The sequence below is a fragment of the Amycolatopsis sp. WAC 04197 genome (assembly GCF_003947475.1).
GTDB lineage: Bacteria > Actinomycetota > Actinomycetes > Mycobacteriales > Pseudonocardiaceae > Amycolatopsis > Amycolatopsis japonica.
The window spans coordinates 1,085,303-1,103,920 of record NZ_QHJK01000001.1; the positions used below are offsets into that span (position 1 = coordinate 1,085,303).

Annotated in this window: 16 protein-coding genes; 13 read left to right on the plus strand and 3 right to left on the minus strand. The window is 69.4% G+C overall.

Features of this window, described 5'->3' with window-relative positions; genetic code table 11:
- Positions 1-18: 18 nt before the first annotated feature.
- The 6 genes from DMC64_RS05460 to DMC64_RS05485 all read left to right on the plus strand — a co-directional run bounded on the left by DMC64_RS05460 (position 19) and on the right by DMC64_RS05485 (position 8,059).
- Complete coding sequence (locus tag DMC64_RS05460) at positions 19-1,899, plus strand: methylmalonyl-CoA mutase family protein (RefSeq protein WP_125732389.1); 1,881 nt, start codon at positions 19-21, stop codon at positions 1,897-1,899.
- The gene (scpA, locus tag DMC64_RS05465; RefSeq protein ID WP_125732391.1) at positions 1,899-4,067 is read left to right on the plus strand and encodes a methylmalonyl-CoA mutase; all 2,169 of its coding nucleotides are present in this window, start codon (positions 1,899-1,901) and stop codon (positions 4,065-4,067) included. Before DMC64_RS05460 ends, scpA begins: the two co-directional genes overlap by 1 nt.
- 3 nt (positions 4,068-4,070) lie before the next feature.
- Positions 4,071-5,069: a methylmalonyl Co-A mutase-associated GTPase MeaB gene (gene meaB, locus DMC64_RS05470; RefSeq protein WP_125732394.1), complete on the plus strand. Its 999-nt coding sequence runs from the start codon at positions 4,071-4,073 to the stop codon at positions 5,067-5,069.
- 72 nt (positions 5,070-5,141) lie between these two features.
- Positions 5,142-5,441 (plus strand): hypothetical protein, encoded by a 300-nt coding sequence (locus DMC64_RS05475; protein WP_038519335.1) that lies wholly within the window; start codon positions 5,142-5,144, stop codon positions 5,439-5,441.
- 238 nt (positions 5,442-5,679) lie between these two features.
- Complete coding sequence (locus DMC64_RS05480) at positions 5,680-6,978, plus strand: amidohydrolase (RefSeq protein ID WP_081975674.1); 1,299 nt, start codon at positions 5,680-5,682, stop codon at positions 6,976-6,978.
- Positions 6,979-7,216: 238 nt separating this feature from the next.
- Positions 7,217-8,059, plus strand: coding sequence for a DUF559 domain-containing protein (locus DMC64_RS05485; protein WP_125732901.1), 843 nt, complete (start codon positions 7,217-7,219; stop codon positions 8,057-8,059).
- A gap of 83 nt (positions 8,060-8,142) precedes the next feature.
- Here the strand turns inward: DMC64_RS05485 and DMC64_RS05490 are convergent, their stop codons facing one another.
- Positions 8,143-8,595: a gamma-glutamylcyclotransferase gene (locus tag DMC64_RS05490; RefSeq protein ID WP_179948472.1), complete on the minus strand. Its 453-nt coding sequence runs from the start codon at positions 8,593-8,595 to the stop codon at positions 8,143-8,145.
- A 127-nt stretch (positions 8,596-8,722) separates the two neighbouring features.
- Between DMC64_RS05490 and DMC64_RS05495 the strand changes: the two genes are divergently transcribed.
- From DMC64_RS05495 to DMC64_RS42650, 5 genes are all read left to right on the plus strand, one after another.
- Positions 8,723-10,126: an NAD(P)H-quinone dehydrogenase gene (locus DMC64_RS05495; RefSeq protein ID WP_016331316.1), complete on the plus strand. Its 1,404-nt coding sequence runs from the start codon at positions 8,723-8,725 to the stop codon at positions 10,124-10,126.
- Positions 10,127-10,230: 104 nt separating this feature from the next.
- Complete coding sequence (locus tag DMC64_RS05500; RefSeq protein WP_125732903.1) at positions 10,231-10,671, plus strand: hypothetical protein; 441 nt, start codon at positions 10,231-10,233, stop codon at positions 10,669-10,671.
- A gap of 151 nt (positions 10,672-10,822) precedes the next feature.
- Positions 10,823-11,476, plus strand: coding sequence for a class F sortase (locus DMC64_RS05505; RefSeq protein ID WP_125732396.1), 654 nt, complete (start codon positions 10,823-10,825; stop codon positions 11,474-11,476).
- Positions 11,477-11,481: 5 nt separating this feature from the next.
- The gene (locus DMC64_RS05510) at positions 11,482-12,024 is read left to right on the plus strand and encodes a hypothetical protein (RefSeq protein ID WP_125732397.1); all 543 of its coding nucleotides are present in this window, start codon (positions 11,482-11,484) and stop codon (positions 12,022-12,024) included.
- 13 nt (positions 12,025-12,037) lie between these two features.
- Positions 12,038-12,619 (plus strand): hypothetical protein, encoded by a 582-nt coding sequence (locus DMC64_RS42650; protein ID WP_158634206.1) that lies wholly within the window; start codon positions 12,038-12,040, stop codon positions 12,617-12,619.
- A gap of 81 nt (positions 12,620-12,700) precedes the next feature.
- Here DMC64_RS42650 and glpK read toward each other — a convergent pair whose 3' ends face one another.
- Positions 12,701-14,212, minus strand: coding sequence for a glycerol kinase GlpK (gene glpK / locus DMC64_RS05520; RefSeq protein WP_037332341.1), 1,512 nt, complete (start codon positions 14,210-14,212; stop codon positions 12,701-12,703).
- Positions 14,213-14,226: 14 nt separating this feature from the next.
- A complete protein-coding gene (locus DMC64_RS05525) occupies positions 14,227-14,982 on the minus strand; it encodes an MIP/aquaporin family protein (protein WP_199754887.1) in 756 nt (251 codons plus the stop codon).
- Positions 14,983-15,217: 235 nt separating this feature from the next.
- On the opposite strand from DMC64_RS05525, the gene DMC64_RS05530 reads away from it, so the two are divergent.
- Together DMC64_RS05530 and DMC64_RS05535 are read left to right on the plus strand one after the other, a co-directional pair.
- Positions 15,218-16,957 carry a glycerol-3-phosphate dehydrogenase/oxidase gene (locus DMC64_RS05530; protein ID WP_052120197.1) on the plus strand — a complete coding sequence of 580 codons (1,740 nt, stop codon included), beginning with the start codon at positions 15,218-15,220 and terminating at the stop codon, positions 16,955-16,957.
- Between the two features lie 97 nt (positions 16,958-17,054).
- Positions 17,055-18,518: an aldehyde dehydrogenase family protein gene (locus DMC64_RS05535; protein WP_125732400.1), complete on the plus strand. Its 1,464-nt coding sequence runs from the start codon at positions 17,055-17,057 to the stop codon at positions 18,516-18,518.
- Positions 18,519-18,618 lie beyond the last annotated feature (100 nt).

The following is an 18,618-nucleotide window of genomic DNA, read 5'->3' on the forward strand; positions in this document are numbered from 1 at the left end:
CCGTTAGCATCGTTGGCTATGACGGAAGTGGCCGAGACGGAGTCAGTGCCGACCCCTGGCGAGCCCGACGCGCCGGAAGAATTGGAACTCGCGGCGGAGTTCCCCGAAGCGAGCCGGGACCAGTGGCGCGAGCTGGTCGCGGGCGTGCTGCGCAAGAGCGGCGCCATCGACGAATCCTTCGACGGCCTGCCCGAAAGCAAGCTGGTCACGCGGACGTACGACGGCCTGGAGATCCAGCCGCTCTACACCGCCGAAGACACGGTCGACGGGACGGGTTTCCCCGGCCTTCCGCCGTTCGTGCGAAGCGCACGGCCCGAGGGCGCGGTGACGACCGGCTGGGACATCCGTGCCCGGTACGCGCGCCGCGACGCCAAGGCCACGAACGCCGCGATCCTCGCCGACCTGGAAGGCGGCGTCAGCTCGATCTGGCTGCGTGCCGGCGCGACCGGTGTTCCCGTCGCCGATCTGGGCGACGCGCTGAACGAGGTCTACGTCGACCTCGCACCCGTCACGCTCGACGCGGGCGAAGAGTACGAAGCCGCCGCGAACGAGTTGTTCACGCTCTTCGCCGAGCGCGAGATCCCGGCGAGCGCGGTCACGGCGACGCTGGGCGCCGACCCGATCGGCTCGACCGCGCGCACCGGCACCGCGCATCCGCTCGCCCCCGCCGCGGAATTGGCCGCGCGCGTCGCCACCAGTCACCCGAAGGTGCGGACGATCGTCGCCGACGGCCTCCCGTTCCACGAAGCGGGCGGCTCGGACGCGCAGGAACTCGGCGCGGCCATCGCCGCGGGCGTCGCGTATCTGCGGGCGCTCACCGAAGCGGGATTGGACGTCGACACCGCGGCCGGCCAGCTCGAATTCCGGCTCGCCGCCACGGCCGACCAGTTCCTCACGATCGCCAAGTTCCGTGCCGCGCGGCGCCTGTGGGCCCGCGTCACCGAGGTTTCCGGCGGCAAGGGCTCGGGTATGCGGCAGCACGCGGTCACCTCGCCCGCGATGCTGACCCAGCGCGATCCGTGGGTGAACATGCTGCGGACCACGCTCGCCTGTTTCGGCGCCGGGGTCGGCGGCGCGGACGCGATCACCGTGCTCCCGTTCGACGCCGCGATCGGCCAGCCCGACGCGTTCTCCGCGCGGATCGCGCGCAACACGCACGCCGTGCTGCTGGAGGAGTCCAAACTGGCCGGTGTCATCGACCCGGCGGGCGGCTCCTGGTACGTCGAGAACCTCACCGACGAGCTGGCCAAGGCCGCGTGGCGCGAGTTCACCGCCATCGAGGCGGCGGGCGGAATCGAGGCGGAACTGGCGTCCGGCGCGCTCGCCGCACGGCTCGCCGAGACCTGGGAGAAGCGGTCGAAGCGGATCGGGACCCGTCGCGATCCGATCACCGGCGTCAGCGAATTCCCCAACCTGACGGAGAAAGCGGTCGTCCGCGACCCACTGGACGACGTGCCGGGCGGTGGCCTGCCGCGTCACCGGTACGCCGAGGCCTTCGAGGCGCTGCGAGACCGGGCGGACGCGCATCCCAGCCGTCCTCGCATCTTCCTCGCCACGCTCGGCCCGGTCGCGGCGCACACCGCGCGGGCGAGTTTCGCGGCGAATCTGTTCCAGGCGGGCGGGATCGAGGCGGTGAACCCCGCTGCGCCCAAGGACATCCCAGCCGTCGTCGCGGAATTCCGGGCCAGTGGAACGAAGATCGCCTGCATCTGCGGCAGCAACACTTCCTACGCCGAAGAAGCGGACAGCGTCGCGAAGGCGTTGAAGGAAGCGGGCGCCACGTCGGTGCTGCTCGCCGGGAAACCCGGTGACCACCCGGACGTCACGGGCTACCTCTTCACGGGCTGCGACGCCCTGGAAATCCTGACCGGCACGTTGAACGAGCTCGGAGTGCAGTGATGACCATCCCGAACTTCGCCGGAATCGACCTCGGCAGCCCCGAGCCGGGCGACCGTCCTCAGTGGACCGAAGCCTTGCACGCCGCCACCGGCAAGGGCCCCGACGCGCTCGCCTGGGAGACGCCGGAGGGCATCGGCGTCAAGCCGGTGTACACCGCCGACGATCTGTCCGGAGTGGACTTCCTCGGCACGTATCCCGGTATCGCGCCGTATCTGCGCGGCCCGTACCCGACGATGTACGCCAACCAGCCGTGGACCATCCGCCAGTACGCGGGTTTCTCCACCGCCGAGGAGTCGAACGCCTTCTACCGCCGCAACCTCGCCGCCGGGCAGAAGGGCCTCTCGGTCGCCTTCGACCTCGCGACACACCGCGGCTACGACTCCGATCACCCGCGTGTCGCCGGTGACGTCGGCATGGCGGGCGTCGCGATCGACTCGATCTACGACATGCGCCAGCTCTTCGACGGCATCCCGCTCGACAAGATGAGCGTTTCGATGACCATGAACGGCGCCGTCCTGCCGGTGCTCGCGCTCTACGTCGTCGCGGCCGAGGAACAGGGGGTCACACCGGACAAACTGGCCGGGACCATCCAGAACGACATCCTCAAGGAGTTCATGGTCCGCAACACCTACATCTACCCGCCGCAGCCGTCGATGCGGATCATTTCGGACATCTTCTCGTTCACCTCGCGGAACATGCCGAAGTACAACTCGATCTCCATCTCCGGCTACCACATGCAGGAAGCCGGGGCGACCGCCGACCTGGAGCTGGCGTACACGCTCGCGGACGGTGTCGAGTACATCCGCGCCGGGGTCGAGGCCGGGCTGGACGTCGACAAATTCGCGCCGCGCCTGTCCTTCTTCTGGGCGATCGGGATGAACTTCTTCATGGAGGTCGCGAAACTCCGCGCGGCGCGCCTGCTGTGGGCGAAGCTGGTGAAGGGTTTCGAACCCAAGTCGTCGAAGTCCCTGTCGTTGAGGACGCATTCGCAGACCTCCGGCTGGTCGCTGACCGCGCAGGACGTCTACAACAACGTCGTCCGCACCTGCGTCGAGGCGATGGCGGCGACCCAGGGCCACACGCAGTCGTTGCACACCAACGCCCTCGACGAGGCGCTGGCGCTCCCGACCGATTTCTCCGCCCGCATCGCGCGGAACACGCAGTTGTTGCTGCAGCAGGAATCCGGCACCACGCGCGTGATCGACCCGTGGGGCGGCAGCGCGTTCGTCGAGAAGCTGACCTACGACCTCGCGCGCAAGGCATGGGGGCACATCACCGAGGTCGAGCAGGCGGGCGGGATGGCGAAGGCGATCGACGCCGGCATCCCCAAGCTGCGCATCGAAGAGGCCGCGGCGCGGACCCAGGCGCGGATCGACTCCGGCCGCCAGCCGGTGATCGGCGTCAACAAGTACCAGGTCACCGACGACGAGCAGATCGACGTGCTCAAGGTCGACAACGCGGGCGTGCGCGCGCAGCAGCTGGAGAAACTGCGGCGGCTGCGCGAAGAGCGTGACGAGGACGCCACTCAGGACGCGCTGCGGCGGCTCACCGCGGGCGCCGAGTCCGACGGGAACCTGCTCGCGCTGGCCATCGACGCCGCGCGGGCGAAGGCCACCGTCGGCGAGATTTCCGACTCGCTGGAGAAGATCTGGGGGCGCCACTCCGGCCAGATTCGTACCATCTCCGGTGTGTACCGCGAGGAGGTCGGCAAGACCGAGAACGTCGAGAGGGCCCGTGAACTGGTCGAAAGTTTCGCCCAGGAAGAGGGCCGCCGTCCCCGGATCCTGGTCGCGAAGATGGGCCAGGACGGCCACGACCGCGGCCAGAAGGTGATCGCGACCGGCTTCGCCGACATCGGTTTCGACGTCGACGTCGGCCCGCTGTTCTCCACCCCCGGCGAGGTCGCGCGGCAGGCGATCGAGGCGGACGTGCACGTGATCGGCGTTTCGTCGCTGGCCGCCGGGCACCTCTCGCTGGTGCCCGCGCTGCGCGCCGAACTCGCCGAGCAGGGCCGCGAGGACATCATCGTCGTGGTCGGCGGCGTCATCCCGCCGCAGGACTACGAGGAGCTGCGCGCGGCGGGCGCGGCGGCGATCTTCGGCCCCGGCACGGTGATCGCCGAAGCGGCGATCGACCTCATCGGACAGCTGACCGCCCAGGAGTCCTGAACCTTGCCGCGCAAGATCGACGTCGGGGCGCTGGCCAAAGGCGTCCTCGCGGGTGACCGCGGCCTGCTGTCGCGGGCGATCACGCTCGTCGAGTCCAATCGGGACGATCACCGGGCGCAGGCGCAGGAGCTCTTGGTCGAGCTGCTCCCGCACGCGGGTGGAGCGCGGCGCGTCGGCATCACCGGGGTCCCCGGTGTCGGCAAGTCGACCTTCATCGATCAGCTCGGCACTGATCTGACCGGGGCCGGGCACAAGGTCGCCGTGCTGGCCGTCGACCCGTCGTCGACGCGGACCGGCGGCTCGATCCTGGGCGACAAGACCCGGATGGCGCGGCTCGCGGTGGACCCGAAGGCGTTCATCCGCCCTTCGCCGACTTCGGGCACGCTCGGCGGGGTCGCGCGGGCGACCCGCGAGACGATCGTGCTGATGGAGGCGGCCGGGTACGACATCGTGCTGGTCGAGACCGTCGGCGTCGGGCAGTCCGAGGTGACCGTGGCGAACATGGTCGACTGCTTCCTGTTCCTGACCCTGGCCCGCACCGGAGACCAGTTGCAGGGGATCAAGAAGGGCGTCCTCGAACTGGCGGACGTCATCGCGGTCAACAAGGCCGACGGCGACCACGAACGCGACGCGAAACGCGCGGCTCGCGAGCTGGCGGGCGCGCTGCGGATGATCTACGGCCGCGACGCCGAGTGGACGCCCCCGGTGCTGACCTGCAGCGCGCTCACCGACGTCGGGCTCGACGAGGTCTGGGCCGAAATCGGGCGCCACCGTGACGTGCTGACCGCTTCGGGTGAACTGGACGGGCGACGACGGCGGCAGCAGGTGGAGTGGACCTGGGCGATGGTCCGCGAACAGCTGCTCGGGCGGCTCGCGGCGCATCCGGACGTGCGAGCGGTCGTTCCGGACGTCGAACGGGCGGTCCGGGACGGTGAGCTGACCCCGACGCTGGCCGCGCAACGGATTCTGGAGGCGTTCTCCGGTCCTCCGCGTGGCGGCTGACGCGGGAACCCGGCAGAGTGCAGAATCGGAGAAGCACTCTGTCGACAAACAGAGCGCCGACGAAAGGGAGTCATGCCGAAAAGGTCTCGTCTCGGGCAGCTGGCCGGACTGGTCGCCGCCGGGCTCGTCGTCTGCGCTCCCGTCGCGCAGGCCGTTGAGATCCAGGCGCCCGCGCCGGTGATCATGCAGGCAGCGGCGGTGCACGAAGCGCTCGAGCAGGCGCCTCCGGGGCCGGTGCTCGACCCCGCCGAGACCGACAAGGCCAACAGCCAGGAGACCAAGAACAAGGTCATCGCGGGTATCGCCGCGGCCATCCTGCTCGGCTTGGTGATCCTCGGGCGCCGCTCCCGTTCCAAGAAGAAGAAGTCCTGAACCGCTACCCGTAAGTAGAAGGACTCTCCGCTTAGCCCGGGCCGAACTCTCGCAGCCGTTCATCGCAGATCCACTACCGGCCGTCTCCGGCTCGATCACTCGACGAGCGGCTTGTCATTCGCATGGTGCACGATCTATCGCAAATGCGTATCACAGATCGAACGGCACCCAGCGTGCCTTCAGCGACCACTCGTACGGTGGTAGACGAAGGTGACTGTGTTGCGGGAGGAGGTGCGGCGTGACGGTGCTCGATTCACGTCCGGACATTCCAGGCGACCCCGAGGGTCGCGTCGTTGCCCCTATCGAGGCGCCCACCGCGCTGATCTCCGAGGCCGGCGTCAGCATGGCACCTGTGCATGATCTGGGTGCCGGGCGTGGCCCCTTCTGGCTCGACGACTGGCTCCGCGCGAACGCCACCGACGTCGTCGCGTGGCGTCGTCGCATCCACGCGCACCCGGAGCTCTCCCGCCACGAGTTCGCCACGACCGAACTGGTCATGTCCCTGCTCCGCTCGGTGGGGCTCAAGCCATGGGTGCTGCCCTCGGGCACCGGCGTGGTCTGCGACATCGGCAGCGGCGACCGCTGCGTCGCGCTGCGCGCCGACATGGACGCCCTGCCGCTGACCGAGGCCACGGGGCTCCCGTACGCCTCCAAGACCGACGGCGCCGCGCACATGTGCGGGCACGACGCGCACACGGCGATCCTCCTGGGCGCCGCCCGGGCGCTGGCGGGCGCGCCGGAGCTGCCGGGCCGCGTACGGCTGATCTTCCAGCCCGCCGAGGAGGTCATGCCCGGCGGCGCGCTGGACATGATCGCGGCGGGCGCGATGGAAGGCGTCGAGCGGATCTACGGGCTGCACTGCGACCCGCGGCTCGAGGTCGGCAAGGTCGGGCTGCGCGTCGGTGCGCTGACCTCGGCCGCCGACCTCATCGAGCTGCGGCTCACGTCGCCGGGCGGGCACACCTCGCGGCCGCATCTGACCGCGGACCTGGTGCACGCGCTCGGCACCGTGATCACGTCGCTGCCCGCGGTGCTTTCGCGCCGGGTCGACCCGCGATCCGGGACCGTGCTGGTCTGGGGCGCGGTGCACGCCGGGCAGGCCGCGAACGCCGTCCCGCAGGACGGGGTGCTGCGCGGCACGCTGCGCACGGCGGACCACGAGGTCTGGACGATGCTGGAGCCGCTCGTCGCGGCTTCGGTGGAGTCGCTGCTCGCGCCGACCGGGGTCGGGTTCTCCCTCGACTACCGCCGCGGCGTGCCGCCGGTCGTCTCCGATCCGGAGTCGCACGCGCTGATGCGGGCCGGCGTCGAGGCCGCCCTCGGCGAGACCGCCGTGGCCGGGACCGAGCAGTCGTCCGGTGGCGAGGACTTCGGGTGGTACCTGGAGCACGTCCAGGGCGCCTTCGCGCGCCTCGGCGTGTGGTCCGGTGAAGGCCCGATGGCCGACATCCACCGCCCGACCTTCACCCTCGACGAGCGTTCGCTCCTGTGCGGAGTCCGCACGCTGGTCCACACCGCCCTGGCCGCCCTGGCCTGAGTTCCGCCCCCAATCACGCGAGTTACGTCTTCAATCACGCGAGTTCCGCCCCTGTGCACGGATGTTTGCCCTAACGGGTCCGGACATCCGCGCACAGGGTTATCCACAGCCTGGACGAGTTATCCACAGCCCGGGAAATCGGGGCTTCCCAAGGCCGATCCGATCTTCGATTCTCGAAGACGTGATCAACTGGGGAGGACGTCATGGGGTGGTCTCGCGTGGTGAGGCCGACAGGATCTTGGGGCGGAGAGCCGTCCTCGAAGGCTTGGCGCGCGGTGCGCTGGCGCAGCCGTGGCGAGGCGTCGTCGTCCACGCCGCCGATCTGCTCAAACTGCCGACGCTGGCGCAGGCGGCACTGCTCGCGATCGGACCGCCCGCCGTCCTATCCGGCGTCACTTCTCTTGCCCTGCATGGGATTTCGGCTGCGGAAGGCACTACGGTCCACCTGACCGTCCCGTACTCGAGACGGGTCGGATCGAGGCCCGGGCTCGTCGTGCACAGGGCGGAATTTCACCCGTCCGATATCGTCGAACTGGACGAACTTCCCCTGTTCTCGTTGGATCGCGCGCTGGCCGATCATCTCTGCGACGGTGCCGAACGAACAGCGTTCGCCGCGCTCGAAGAGGCCATGCACAACCTCGCGCCGGACCATCGGGCGGTCCTCCGCACCAACGTCCGGGATCGCCTTCTCGACCGTCGCGACCGGCGAGGTATCCACAGGGCACAGATGCTGCTCGCGCTCGCGACGGGCGAGGCCGAATCGCCGTCGGAGAGCATCCTGCGCTTGATCGTCGTGGAGGCCGGGCTGCCGGTGCCGGTGGCCCAGTACGAGATCGACACCATCGACGGGCGGAAGCTGTACGTCCTCGACCTCGCGTGGCCTGAGCTGCGTATCGCCCTGGAGTACGACGGCTACGCCGCTCACGAGGGCAGGCAGGACTACGACGCGGAGCGGGACGCCCGGATGGCGGCACGCGGGTGGATCACGGTTCGCGCGACGGCGGCCGACCTGCGGGATCCGCGACGGTTACTGGCGGAGTTGCGGGGCGCGTTCGAGCGTCGTACGGCGCGACTCGCGTGATTGAGGCCGTGATTCGCGTGATTAGGGGCGGAACTCGCGTGATCGAGGGCGGAACTCGCGTGATTGGGGGCGGAACTCGCGGGTCAGCCGGAGATGCCTTGGCAGGGGCGGGTGCGGAGGGCGTCGACGTAGTCGGCGGGGGCGCCGGCGGCCTCGGCCGCGTCGGCCAGTACGCCCAGGTAGCGCGCGGACGGGAGGCCGCCCTCGTAGGCATCCAGGACGTACAGCCACGCCAGCACGGAGCCGTCCATGGTCTGCACGCGGAGGCGGATCTTGGAGTGGATGCCCAGCTCGCCGCCTTCCCAGCGGTCGAGATTGGGCTCGTCCAGCGAGGTGACGTCGTACAACACCACGAAGACCCGGGAGCCCGGGTCTTCGACGATGGTCGCCAGCGCGCCTTCCCAGCCGAGGTCCTCGCCGCCGAAGGTCAGTCTCCAGCCCTCCAGCCAGCCGGTGCCGGCCATGGGCGAGTGCGGAGCGCGCTCCAGCATCTGGGCGGGCTCCATATTGGATCCATACGCGGCATACAACGGCACGGCGACAGCCTAGCGACCTACCGCTCACCCGGCTGGACGCACATGCCGTGTCCGGCCACTCAATCCGCCCAACGGTCGCCCGCGTACGGTAAACGCAGTCACAGACACCGGTGCGAGGAGGAGACCAGTGACCAAGATCGTGATCATGGGCGGAGGCCCCGCCGGTTACGAAGCGGCACTGGTCGCGGCCCAGCACGGAGCCGACGTCACCATCGTCGAACGGGACGGTCTCGGCGGCGCGTGCGTGCTCTACGACTGCGTCCCGTCGAAGACGTTCATCGCCTCCTCCGGCGCGCTCGCGAACATGCACGACCTCCGTGAGCTCGGCATCAACACCGACATGGCCGACACCAGCGTCGACCTGCCGACCGTCCACGGCCGCGTGAAGGGCCTCGCGCTCGCGCAGTCCGCCGACATCCGCGCCCGCGTCCAGCGCGAGGGCGTCCGCGTCGTCATCGGCCAGGCCCGGTTCGACGACGAAGAGGCCGGGCTCGCCACGCACAAGGTCGCCGTCACCGCCCCCGACGGCTCGACCGAGGTGCTCGACGCCGACGTCGTCCTCATCTCGACCGGCGCCACGCCGCGGGTGCTGCCCGGCGCCGTGCCGGACGGCGAGCGCATCCTCGACTGGCGTCAGCTCTACGACCTGCGCGAACTGCCCGAGCACCTGGCCGTCATCGGTTCGGGTGTCACCGGCGCCGAGTTCGCCTCGGCCTACACCGAGATGGGCGTCAAGGTCACCGTCGTCTCCAGCCGCGACCGCGTGCTCCCGCACGAGGACGCCGACGCCGCCGCCGTGCTCGAAGAGGTCTTCTCCCAGCGCGGCACCACGGTCGTCAAGCAGGCCCGCGCCGACAAGGTCGAGCGCACCGAAAAGGGCGTCGAGATCCACCTCTCCGACGGCCGCGTGATCGAAGCCAGCCACGCGCTGATGACCGTCGGTTCGGTGCCCAACACCACCGACATCGGCCTGGAGAAGGTCGGCATCGAGCCCGGTCCCGGCGGCTTCATCGGCGTCGACCGCGTTTCCCGCACCAGCGCGCCCGGTATCTACGCGGCAGGCGACTGCACCGGGGTGCTCATGCTCGCCTCCGTGGCCAGCATGCAGGGCCGCATCGCGATGTGGCACGCGCTCGGTGAGGGTGTCGCGCCGATCAAGCTCAAGACCGTCGCCGCCAACGTGTTCACCCACCCCGAGATCGCGACCGTCGGCATCAGCCAGCAGGCGATCGACTCGGGTGAGGTGCCCGCCCGCACCATCATGCTCCCGCTCGCGACGAACGCCCGCGCGAAGATGGAAGGTCTGCGACGCGGTTTCGTGAAGCTGTTCTGCCGCCCCGCCACCGGCGTGGTCGTCGGTGGGGTGGTCGTGGCGCCGACGGCGAGCGAACTCATCCTTCCCATCGCGCTCGCCGTCCAGAACCAGCTCACAGTGGAACACCTGGCACTGACATTTTCGGTGTACCCGTCGCTGTCGGGGTCGATCACCGAGGCTGGCCGCCAGCTGATGCGGCACGACGACTTGGACTGATCCCCGTCGGCCGAGCAACCTTCGCGGGGGTGCCCGCGTCTAGCGCGTGTCGGTGTTTCGTTGACAGCTAGGGGTTTTTCGTGATTCGCAGGGTGCTCGCCGGAGTGGTGGCGATCGGTGCGGCGGTGCTGGCGGGGCCGGCGACCGGTTTCGCTCAGCAACCCCAGCCGGATCCCGGTGTCACCGTGCAGCTCAACGACGACACGGCGTACGAACTCGGGCTCGTCAACAAGTACGTGCACGGCGACGCGAACGTGGCGCTGGCGCAATGCCCCGGCGGAGACGGCATGAAGGCGCCGACGTCGACGACGTTCTCTTCGCCGGTGCTGACCATCGGGAAATACGACTACGGCCCGCTCATCGGGGTCCCGGCGAATGTCAGCGCCGACGTCGAACTCAAGGCCGGCACGGCTCCCGGCAGCTACCCGCTGACCGTCAACTGCAACGGAAAGTCTTATACGGCAACGTTTTCCGTTCCGCCCCGGCAGGTGAGCGCGGTACCCGCGGGCGCCGCCCACGCGGGAGACGGCAGCATGGCCTCCTGACTTCCGTCCTCTCGCACCGGCGGTCGCGATCATTTCGTGACCCTGGCGGGCAACCGCCGGGCCGTCTGTGGCGTTTGGCAGTCGTGGGGTGAACGACGAGCCGGTCCCGGTCTGGGGGCCGGGACCGGCTCGTCGCGCCCGGGAGGTGGACATGAAAGCGAACTGGGTGCGGGGGCGACGGGCGCCGCTGGTGCTCGCGGTCGTCCTGTTGGCCGTCTTGGCGACGCTGGCGATCGTCCTGTCCGGTCCGGGGGAGACCGGCCAGGCCGCGCCTCCGGCGAGCACGGAGCGGACAGAGGTGCCGGTGGCACCGGGCAGCGAGCCGGAGGCCGAGCCGGTCGGCGGGATGCCGAAGGCCGATCCGGTGTCGATCGACGTGCCGAAGATCGAGGCGAAGTCCAGCCTGATCCCGCTCGGGCTCAACGCGGACAACACCATCGAGGTACCGCCGGTGACCCGGCCGTTGCAGGCGGGCTGGTACGTGAACGGCCCGACCCCGGGGGAGGTCGGGCCGTCGGTGATCCTCGGGCACGTGGACGGCAACAAGCAGAAGGGCATCTTCTTCCGGCTGAAGGAACTGGCGCCCGGCGACAAGGTCTCGGTCGCCCGCAAGGACGGCACGACGGCCGAGTTCGCGGTCACGAAGGTCGAGAGGGTGGCGAAGGACAAGTTCCCGACCGACGCCGTCTACGGCGACACCGCCGAACCGGAACTGCGGCTCATCACCTGCGGCGGGGTCTTCGACAAGGCGTCGCGCAACTATCTCGACAACATCATCGTTTTCGCCCGGTTGATCGCGAGGTGAGTTCCATGATCAGGTCCGCCCTGGTGCTGGCGTGCGGGGTCGCGCTGGTCGTCCCGGCCGTCGCGTACGCGCAGGACGCCCCGTCCACGAGCCCGAAGGCGGATCCGTACCCGTTCCTCGGTCTCTCGCCCCGGCAGTCGGTGGCGGGGGAGGAGATCCTGGTGTCGGTCGGCTGTCCGGTCGGCGAACTGGGCGAGGTGAAGTCGAAGGTGTTCGACCGCATCGGCGAATTCACGGTGACCAACGAGGTTCCGGTGATCCAGGGCGCCGTCGCGCATATCGACGCCGAGGCGCGGCCTGCCTTCTACACGGTGACGGCGATCTGCAAGACCACGAAGATCACGGCGAACCTCGAAATCGTGCCGGACAAAACGCCGACGTCGTCGAGTAAACCGCCTGCGCCGAAGCCGACAGTGCTGCCGAAGCCTTCTTCGCCGGGGAAACCGGCTTCGGGGCGTCAGGTTTCGAAAATTCCGGTGGGCGCGCCGCAGACCGGGGCAACCGATTCCCTTTCCCGATGGTGTTCTCAGTGCGAGGGCTCGCATTGAGGGAGAAAAGATCATGGGAATGAAGGGAATCGTCGCGGGCGCCGGTTTGCTCGCGATGACGGCGGGAGTGTTCCTCGCTCCGCAGGCGTCGGCCACCGCGCCACCGCCGAAATTGTCGGTCAGTCCGGCGAAGGTCGCGCCGGGGCAGGCGCTGGACTTCAGCGCCAGTTGCCATGGCACGGCCACCGCCGTGACGTCGCCGGGCCTGACCGGTCCGGTCACGCTCTCGGCCCAGTCCGGCGCGGCGTACACCGGGCACGGGAAGGCCGCGGGGAGGACCGGCAAGTTCAAGGCGAGTTTCCGGTGCGACGGCGGGCCGAACCTGCCCGCCGCCAGCGGGACGGCGACCGTCGAGTTCGAGATCGTCTGCCCGCCGCCGACGACCACGCCCACCAAACCGCCGTCGAGCAGCAAGCCACCGTCCAGCAGTCAGCCGCCGTCGAGCAGTGAACCGCCGTCGAGCAGCAGCGCGCCGTCGTCGAGTTCGGCGCGGGTCGTCCCGGCCGCGTTGACGAAGCCGTGCGGTACACCGGGCAAGACGCCGCAGGTGAAGGTCAAGCCCGCCGGTGCTCCGCAAACCGGCGGCGGCATTTAGTCCTCTGAATGCGCCAAGTAAGTGAAGGCCTCCTTGAGGGACGCAGGGTCCCTCAAGGAGGCCTTCACGGACAACCGCAGGTCAGTCTTCGTCGACCCAGTCGAAGGTCTTCGTGACCGCCTTCTTCCAGTTCCGGTACTCCGACTCGCGGCGGGTCTCGTCCATCGACGGGTCCCACTGCTTGTCCTGCGCCCAGTTGTTGCGGATGTCGTCCTCGCTCTTCCAGAAGCCCACCGCGAGACCGGCCGCGTACGCCGCGCCGAGCGCGGTGGTCTCGTTGACCACCGGCCGGATCACCGGCACGCCGAGGATGTCGGCCTGGAACTGCATGAGCAGCTCGTTGACGACCATGCCGCCGTCGACCTTCAGCGACTTCAGCGGGACACCGGAGTCGGCGTTCATCGCGTCGATCACCTCGCGCGACTGGAACGCCGTCGCCTCCAGGACCGCCCGCGCGATGTGTCCCTTGTTGACGAACCGGGTGAGGCCGACGATCGCGCCGCGGGCGTCGGAGCGCCAGTACGGCGCGAAGAGACCCGAGAACGCCGGCACGAAGTACGCGCCACCGTTGTCCTCGACGGTCCGGGCGTGCTGCTCGACCTCGGCCGCGGAGCCGATCAGGCCGAGGTTGTCCCGCAGCCACTGCACGAGCGAACCGGTGACCGCGATCGAACCTTCGAGCGCGTACACCGTGTCGTTCGAACCGATCTTGTAGCAGACCGTGGTGAGCAGCCCGTTGTCCGACATGACCTTCTCGGTGCCCGTGTTGAGCAGCATGAAGTTGCCGGTGCCGTAGGTGTTCTTGGCTTCGCCCGGCGACAGGCACGCCTGCCCGAAGGTCGCCGCCTGCTGGTCGCCCAGGATGCCCGAGATCGGGACCCCGGCCAGCGCGCCCTTCTCCCGGACCTTGCCGTAGGTCTCCGACGACGACCGGATCTCCGGGAGCATCGACAGCGGGATCGTCATCTCCTCGGCGATCTCCGCGTCCCAGGCCAGCGTGTCGAGGTCCATCAGCATGGTCCGCGACGCGTTGGTCGGGTCGGTGACGTGCACGCCGCCGTCGACCCCGCCGGTCATGTTCCACAGCACCCAGGTGTCCATGTTGCCGAAGATCAGGTCCCCGGCTTCGGCCTTCGCGCGGGCGCCGTCAACGTTGTCGAGGATCCACTTGATCTTCGGTCCGGAGAAGTAGGTCGCCAGCGGCAGGCCCACCTTCGCGCGGTAGCGCTCCTGCCCGCCGCCGAGCGCGCCCAGGTCGGCGACGATCTTGTCGGTGCGGGTGTCCTGCCACACGATCGCGTTGTACACCGGCTTGCCGGTGGTGCGGTCCCAGACCAGCGTGGTCTCGCGCTGGTTGGTGATGCCGACGGCGACGATGTCGCTAGCGACCAGGTCGCCCTTGGCCAGCGCGCCCGCGGCGACGGCCCGCGTGTTCTCCCAGATCTCTTCGGCGTTGTGCTCGACCCAGCCCGCCTTCGGGAAGATCTGCTCGTGTTCCCGCTGGTCGACGGCGACCACCCGGCCGGAGTGGTCGAAGATCATGCAGCGGGTCGACGTGGTGCCCTGGTCGATCGCGGCTACGTACGAAGTCATCGAAAACTCCAGTCTCAGGTGAGGTTGTGGACGGCGAGGAAGAGCAGGGCGGCCAGGGCACCGCCGACCAGCGGGCCGGCGACCGGGATCCAGGAGTAGCCCCAGTTCGGGTTGGCCTTGTTCTTGATGGGCAGCAGGAACGCGTACGCGATGCGGGGGCCGAGGTCTCGGGCCGGGTTGATGGCGTAACCGGTCGGGCCGCCGAGGGACTGGCCGATGACCAGCACGACGAACGCTACACCCGCGTAGCCGAGCGCGGAGTTGCCGAAGTTCGGCGTGCCGCCCTCACCCGTGGCGTTGGCGTAGACCGGGCTGAGCAGGATCCACGCGACCAGCACGAAGGTGCCGATGATCTCGGTGACGAGGTTCCACGCCTTGTTCGGGATCTGCGGCGCGGTCGAGAAGATGCCGAGCGTCTCGTCGCGCTGCGGGTGGTCGTCGAACTGCAGCTTGTAGGCGGCCCAGCAGAGCACGGCGCCGAGGATCGCGCCGACCATCTGCCCGGCGAAGTAGATCGGGACGTCCGCCCACTTCGTCTTGTCCGCGATGGCGAGGCCCAGCGTGACCGCGGGGTTCAGATGCGCGCCGCTCGGCGCGGCGATGCTCGCGCCGGCGAAGACCGCGAACGCCCACCCGAGGGTGATCATCACGACGCCACCGTTGTGGCCGTTGTTCTTCCGCAACACGTGGTTGGCGACCACGCCGTTACCCAACAGGATCAGGACCGCCGTTCCCAGCAGCTCCCAGACGAATATGGCTCCTGCACTCACCGCTTGACCTCCACTTTGGACATTCCGCGCAGGGTCGAACACGGTGTGCTACGGCGCCCTTGCCGACCCACGTCCGTGGCACGTTACCGTCGCGTATTTGTTCCTTCCAGGCGTCGCGGGAACCAATCCTTCCAAGATCGACGAGGGTTACGCCACACGTGTCACCCGCATAACGGACCGGTCGCGGCCGATCGTGCGATGCTGGAGTCACAGCGGCACCAAGGAGGAATGTCACGTGGCAAGCTCTCAGCGCGAAGCCGAAAACAGCCCCGCCAGGCTGGGACCGCTCAAGCGGGAAGAGTCTTGGCAGCGGCTGGGTGAGGACAAATTCGACCTCGTCGTCATCGGCGGCGGAGTGGTCGGGGCGGGCACGGCGCTCGACGCCGCGACACGCGGCCTGCGGGTCGCCCTCGTCGAAGCGCGCGACCTCGCCTCGGGAACGTCGAGCCGGTCCAGCAAGCTCTTCCACGGCGGGCTCCGTTACCTCGAACAGCTGGAATTCGGGCTGGTGCGGGAAGCCCTGCGGGAACGCGAGCTGATGCTCACGACGATCGCCCCGCATCTGGTGAAGCCGGTCAGCTTCCTGTACCCGCTGACCCACCGGATCTGGGAGCGTCCGTACACCGCCGCCGGCCTGCTGATGTACGACACGATGGGCGGCGCGCGGTCGGTCCCCGGCCAGAAACACCTGAGCCGCGCGGGCGCGCTGCGGATGGTCCCGGCGCTGAAGCGGTCCGCGTTGATCGGCGGGATCCGTTACTACGACGCGCAATCCGACGACGCGCGGCACACGATGACGGTCGCCCGCACCGCCGCGCACTACGGCGCCGTCGTGCGCACTTCCACCCAGGTGGTCGGTTTCCTCCGCGAGGCGGACCGTATTTCCGGTGTCCGCGTACGCGACGTCGAGGACGGTCGCGAGACCGAGATCCACGCCTCCGCGGTGGTCAACTGCACCGGCGTGTGGACCGACGAACTGCAGCGTCTTTCCGGTGGCCGCGGCCGGTTCCGCGTGCGGGCGAGCAAGGGCGTGCACATCGTCGTCCCGCGCGACCGGATCGTCTCGGAATCGGGCATGATCCTGCGCACCGAGAAGTCCGTGCTGTTCGTCATCCCGTGGCGCAACCACTGGATCGTCGGGACCACCGACACCGACTGGAACCTCGATCTCGCGCATCCCGCCGCGACCAAACACGACATCGACTACCTCCTCGAACACGTCAACACCGTGCTCGCGACACCGCTCACGCACGACGACATCGAAGGCGTCTACGCCGGGCTCCGGCCTTTGCTCGCCGGGGAAAGCGAAGAGACGTCGAAGCTTTCGCGCGAGCACGCGGTCGCGCGTGTCGCACCGGGACTGGTCGCGATCGCGGGCGGCAAGTACACGACGTACCGGGTGATGGCGGCCGACGCCGTCGACGCCGCGGCCGTCGACCTGCCGGGCAGGCCGCAGTCGTCCATCACGGACAAGGTGCCGCTGCTCGGCGCCGACGGCTACCACGCGCTGGTGAACCAGGCCGATCATCTGGCCAGTGAGCACGGGCTGCACCCGTACCGCGTGCGTCACCTGCTCGACCGGTACGGCTCGATGGTGCACGAGGTCCTCGCGCTCGGCGAAGGACGGCCGGAATTGCTGAAGCCGCTGGAGCACGCTCCGGACTACCTGGGCGTCGAGGTCGTGTACGCGGCCAGCCACGAGGGCGCGCTTCATCTGGAAGACGTGCTCGCGCGGCGGACGCGGATCTCGATCGAGTACGCGCATCGCGGCGTCGACTGCGCGGCGCAGGTCGCCACGCTGGTGGGTGAGGTGCTCGGCTGGTCGAAGGACGAGGAGAAGCGCGAAGTCGAGGTGTACAAGGCACGGGTCGACGCGGAACGGGAGTCCCAGTCGCAGCCGAGCGACGAGGCCGCCGACGCGTTGCGCTCCGCCGCGCCGGAAGCACGCTCGGGGATCATCGAGCCGGTGAGTTGATCGCCGCCGCCGGGTGGTGTGCCACGCGCGCAGGGATCGTTGCCTGATCCGGTGAATCTGGCATAGCGTCGGCCTTCCCGATACGGAAGGCGGCCTTGTGGTGTTTCTCGACGCGTCGACGTGGACGGACCGGATCTTCGCCGGCGGTGCCTGGGTGCCCGGATCCGGTGGCGTCCGTGACGTCACGGAGCCCGCGACCGGAGCGGTGCTGGGAAGCATCGGGATCGCCTCGGCCGAAGACGCCGCGAAAGCGGCGGAGACGGCGGCCGAGGCGCAGCGGGCTTGGGCGGCGACACCGCACGTCCAGCGGGCCGCGATCCTGCGCAAGGCGGCCACGTTGTGGTCGGAGTACGCCGACGAGATCCGCTGGTGGAACGTCCGCGAGGTCGGCGCGGTGCCGGGAGTCGCCGACTTTTCGCTGCATGTCGCGGAGCAGGAGTGCTACGAAGCGGCGGCCCTGCCCGGCCGCCCGTACGGCGAACTCCTGCCGAGCGAGGAGCCGCGCCTTTCGATGGCGCGCCGTGTCCCGGCCGGTGTGGTCACCGTGATCTCGCCGTTCAACATGCCGATCATCCTCGGCATCCGCTCCGTCGCCCCGGCCCTCGCGCTGGGGAACGCGGTCATCCTGAAGCCGGATCCGCGCACCGCCGTCACCGGCGGCTTCGTCCTCGCGCGGATCTTCGAGGAGGCGGGGCTGCCGCCGGGTGTGCTGCAGATGCTGCCGGGCGGCGCGGACGTCGGCGAGACCCTGGTGACGCATCCGGCGGTCCGGGTCATCTCGTTCACCGGGTCGACCGGCGCCGGGCGCAAGGTCGGCGAACTCGCCGGAAAGCATTTGAAGCGGGCACATCTGGAGCTGGGCGGGAACTCCGCGCTCATCGTGCTCGACGACGCGGACGTCGACGAGGCCGCCGGAGTAGCCGCCTTCGGCTCGTTCTTCCACCAGGGCCAGATCTGCATGACCACCGGGCGGCACCTCGTGCACGAGCGGCTCTACGACGACTTCGTCGAGCGGCTGGCGGCGAAGGCGGCCGCGTTGCGGGTGGGCGACCCGGCGCGGGACGAGGTCGCGCTCGGGCCGATCATCGACGCCGGACAGCGGGACAAGATTCACGACCTGGTGACGGCCAGCGTGGCGGCGGGGGCGCGGGTCGCCGCCGGCGCCGAGTACGACCGGCTGTTCTACTCCGCGACGGTGCTCGCCGACGTGCCGCCGACGGCGCCCGCGGTCGCCCAGGAGATCTTCGGCCCGGTCGCGCCGGTCGTGCGGTTCTCCGACGCGGAGGAGGCGATCCGTCTCGCGACGGCGAGCGAGTACGGGCTCTCGCTGGGGATCGTCACGCGCGATGTCCTCAAAGGACTGGAGCTCGCGGATCGCGTCCCGACCGGGATCGTGCACATCAACGACCAGACGGTCAGCGATGAGGCGAACAGCCCCTTCGGTGGCGTCGCCGCTTCGGGCACCGGAAGCCGCTTCGGCGGCGCGGCGGCGAACATCGAGGCGTTCACCGAGACCCGCTGGGTCACCGTCCGGAACCCGCCGCCGACCTACCCCTTCTGACCGCCCGCATTCAGAGGACTAAATGCGGTAGGGCGTAGTGCGAAGCCCCGCATTTCGTCCTCTGAATGCGGTAGTTGGTGTCGCGTACTACCGCATTCAG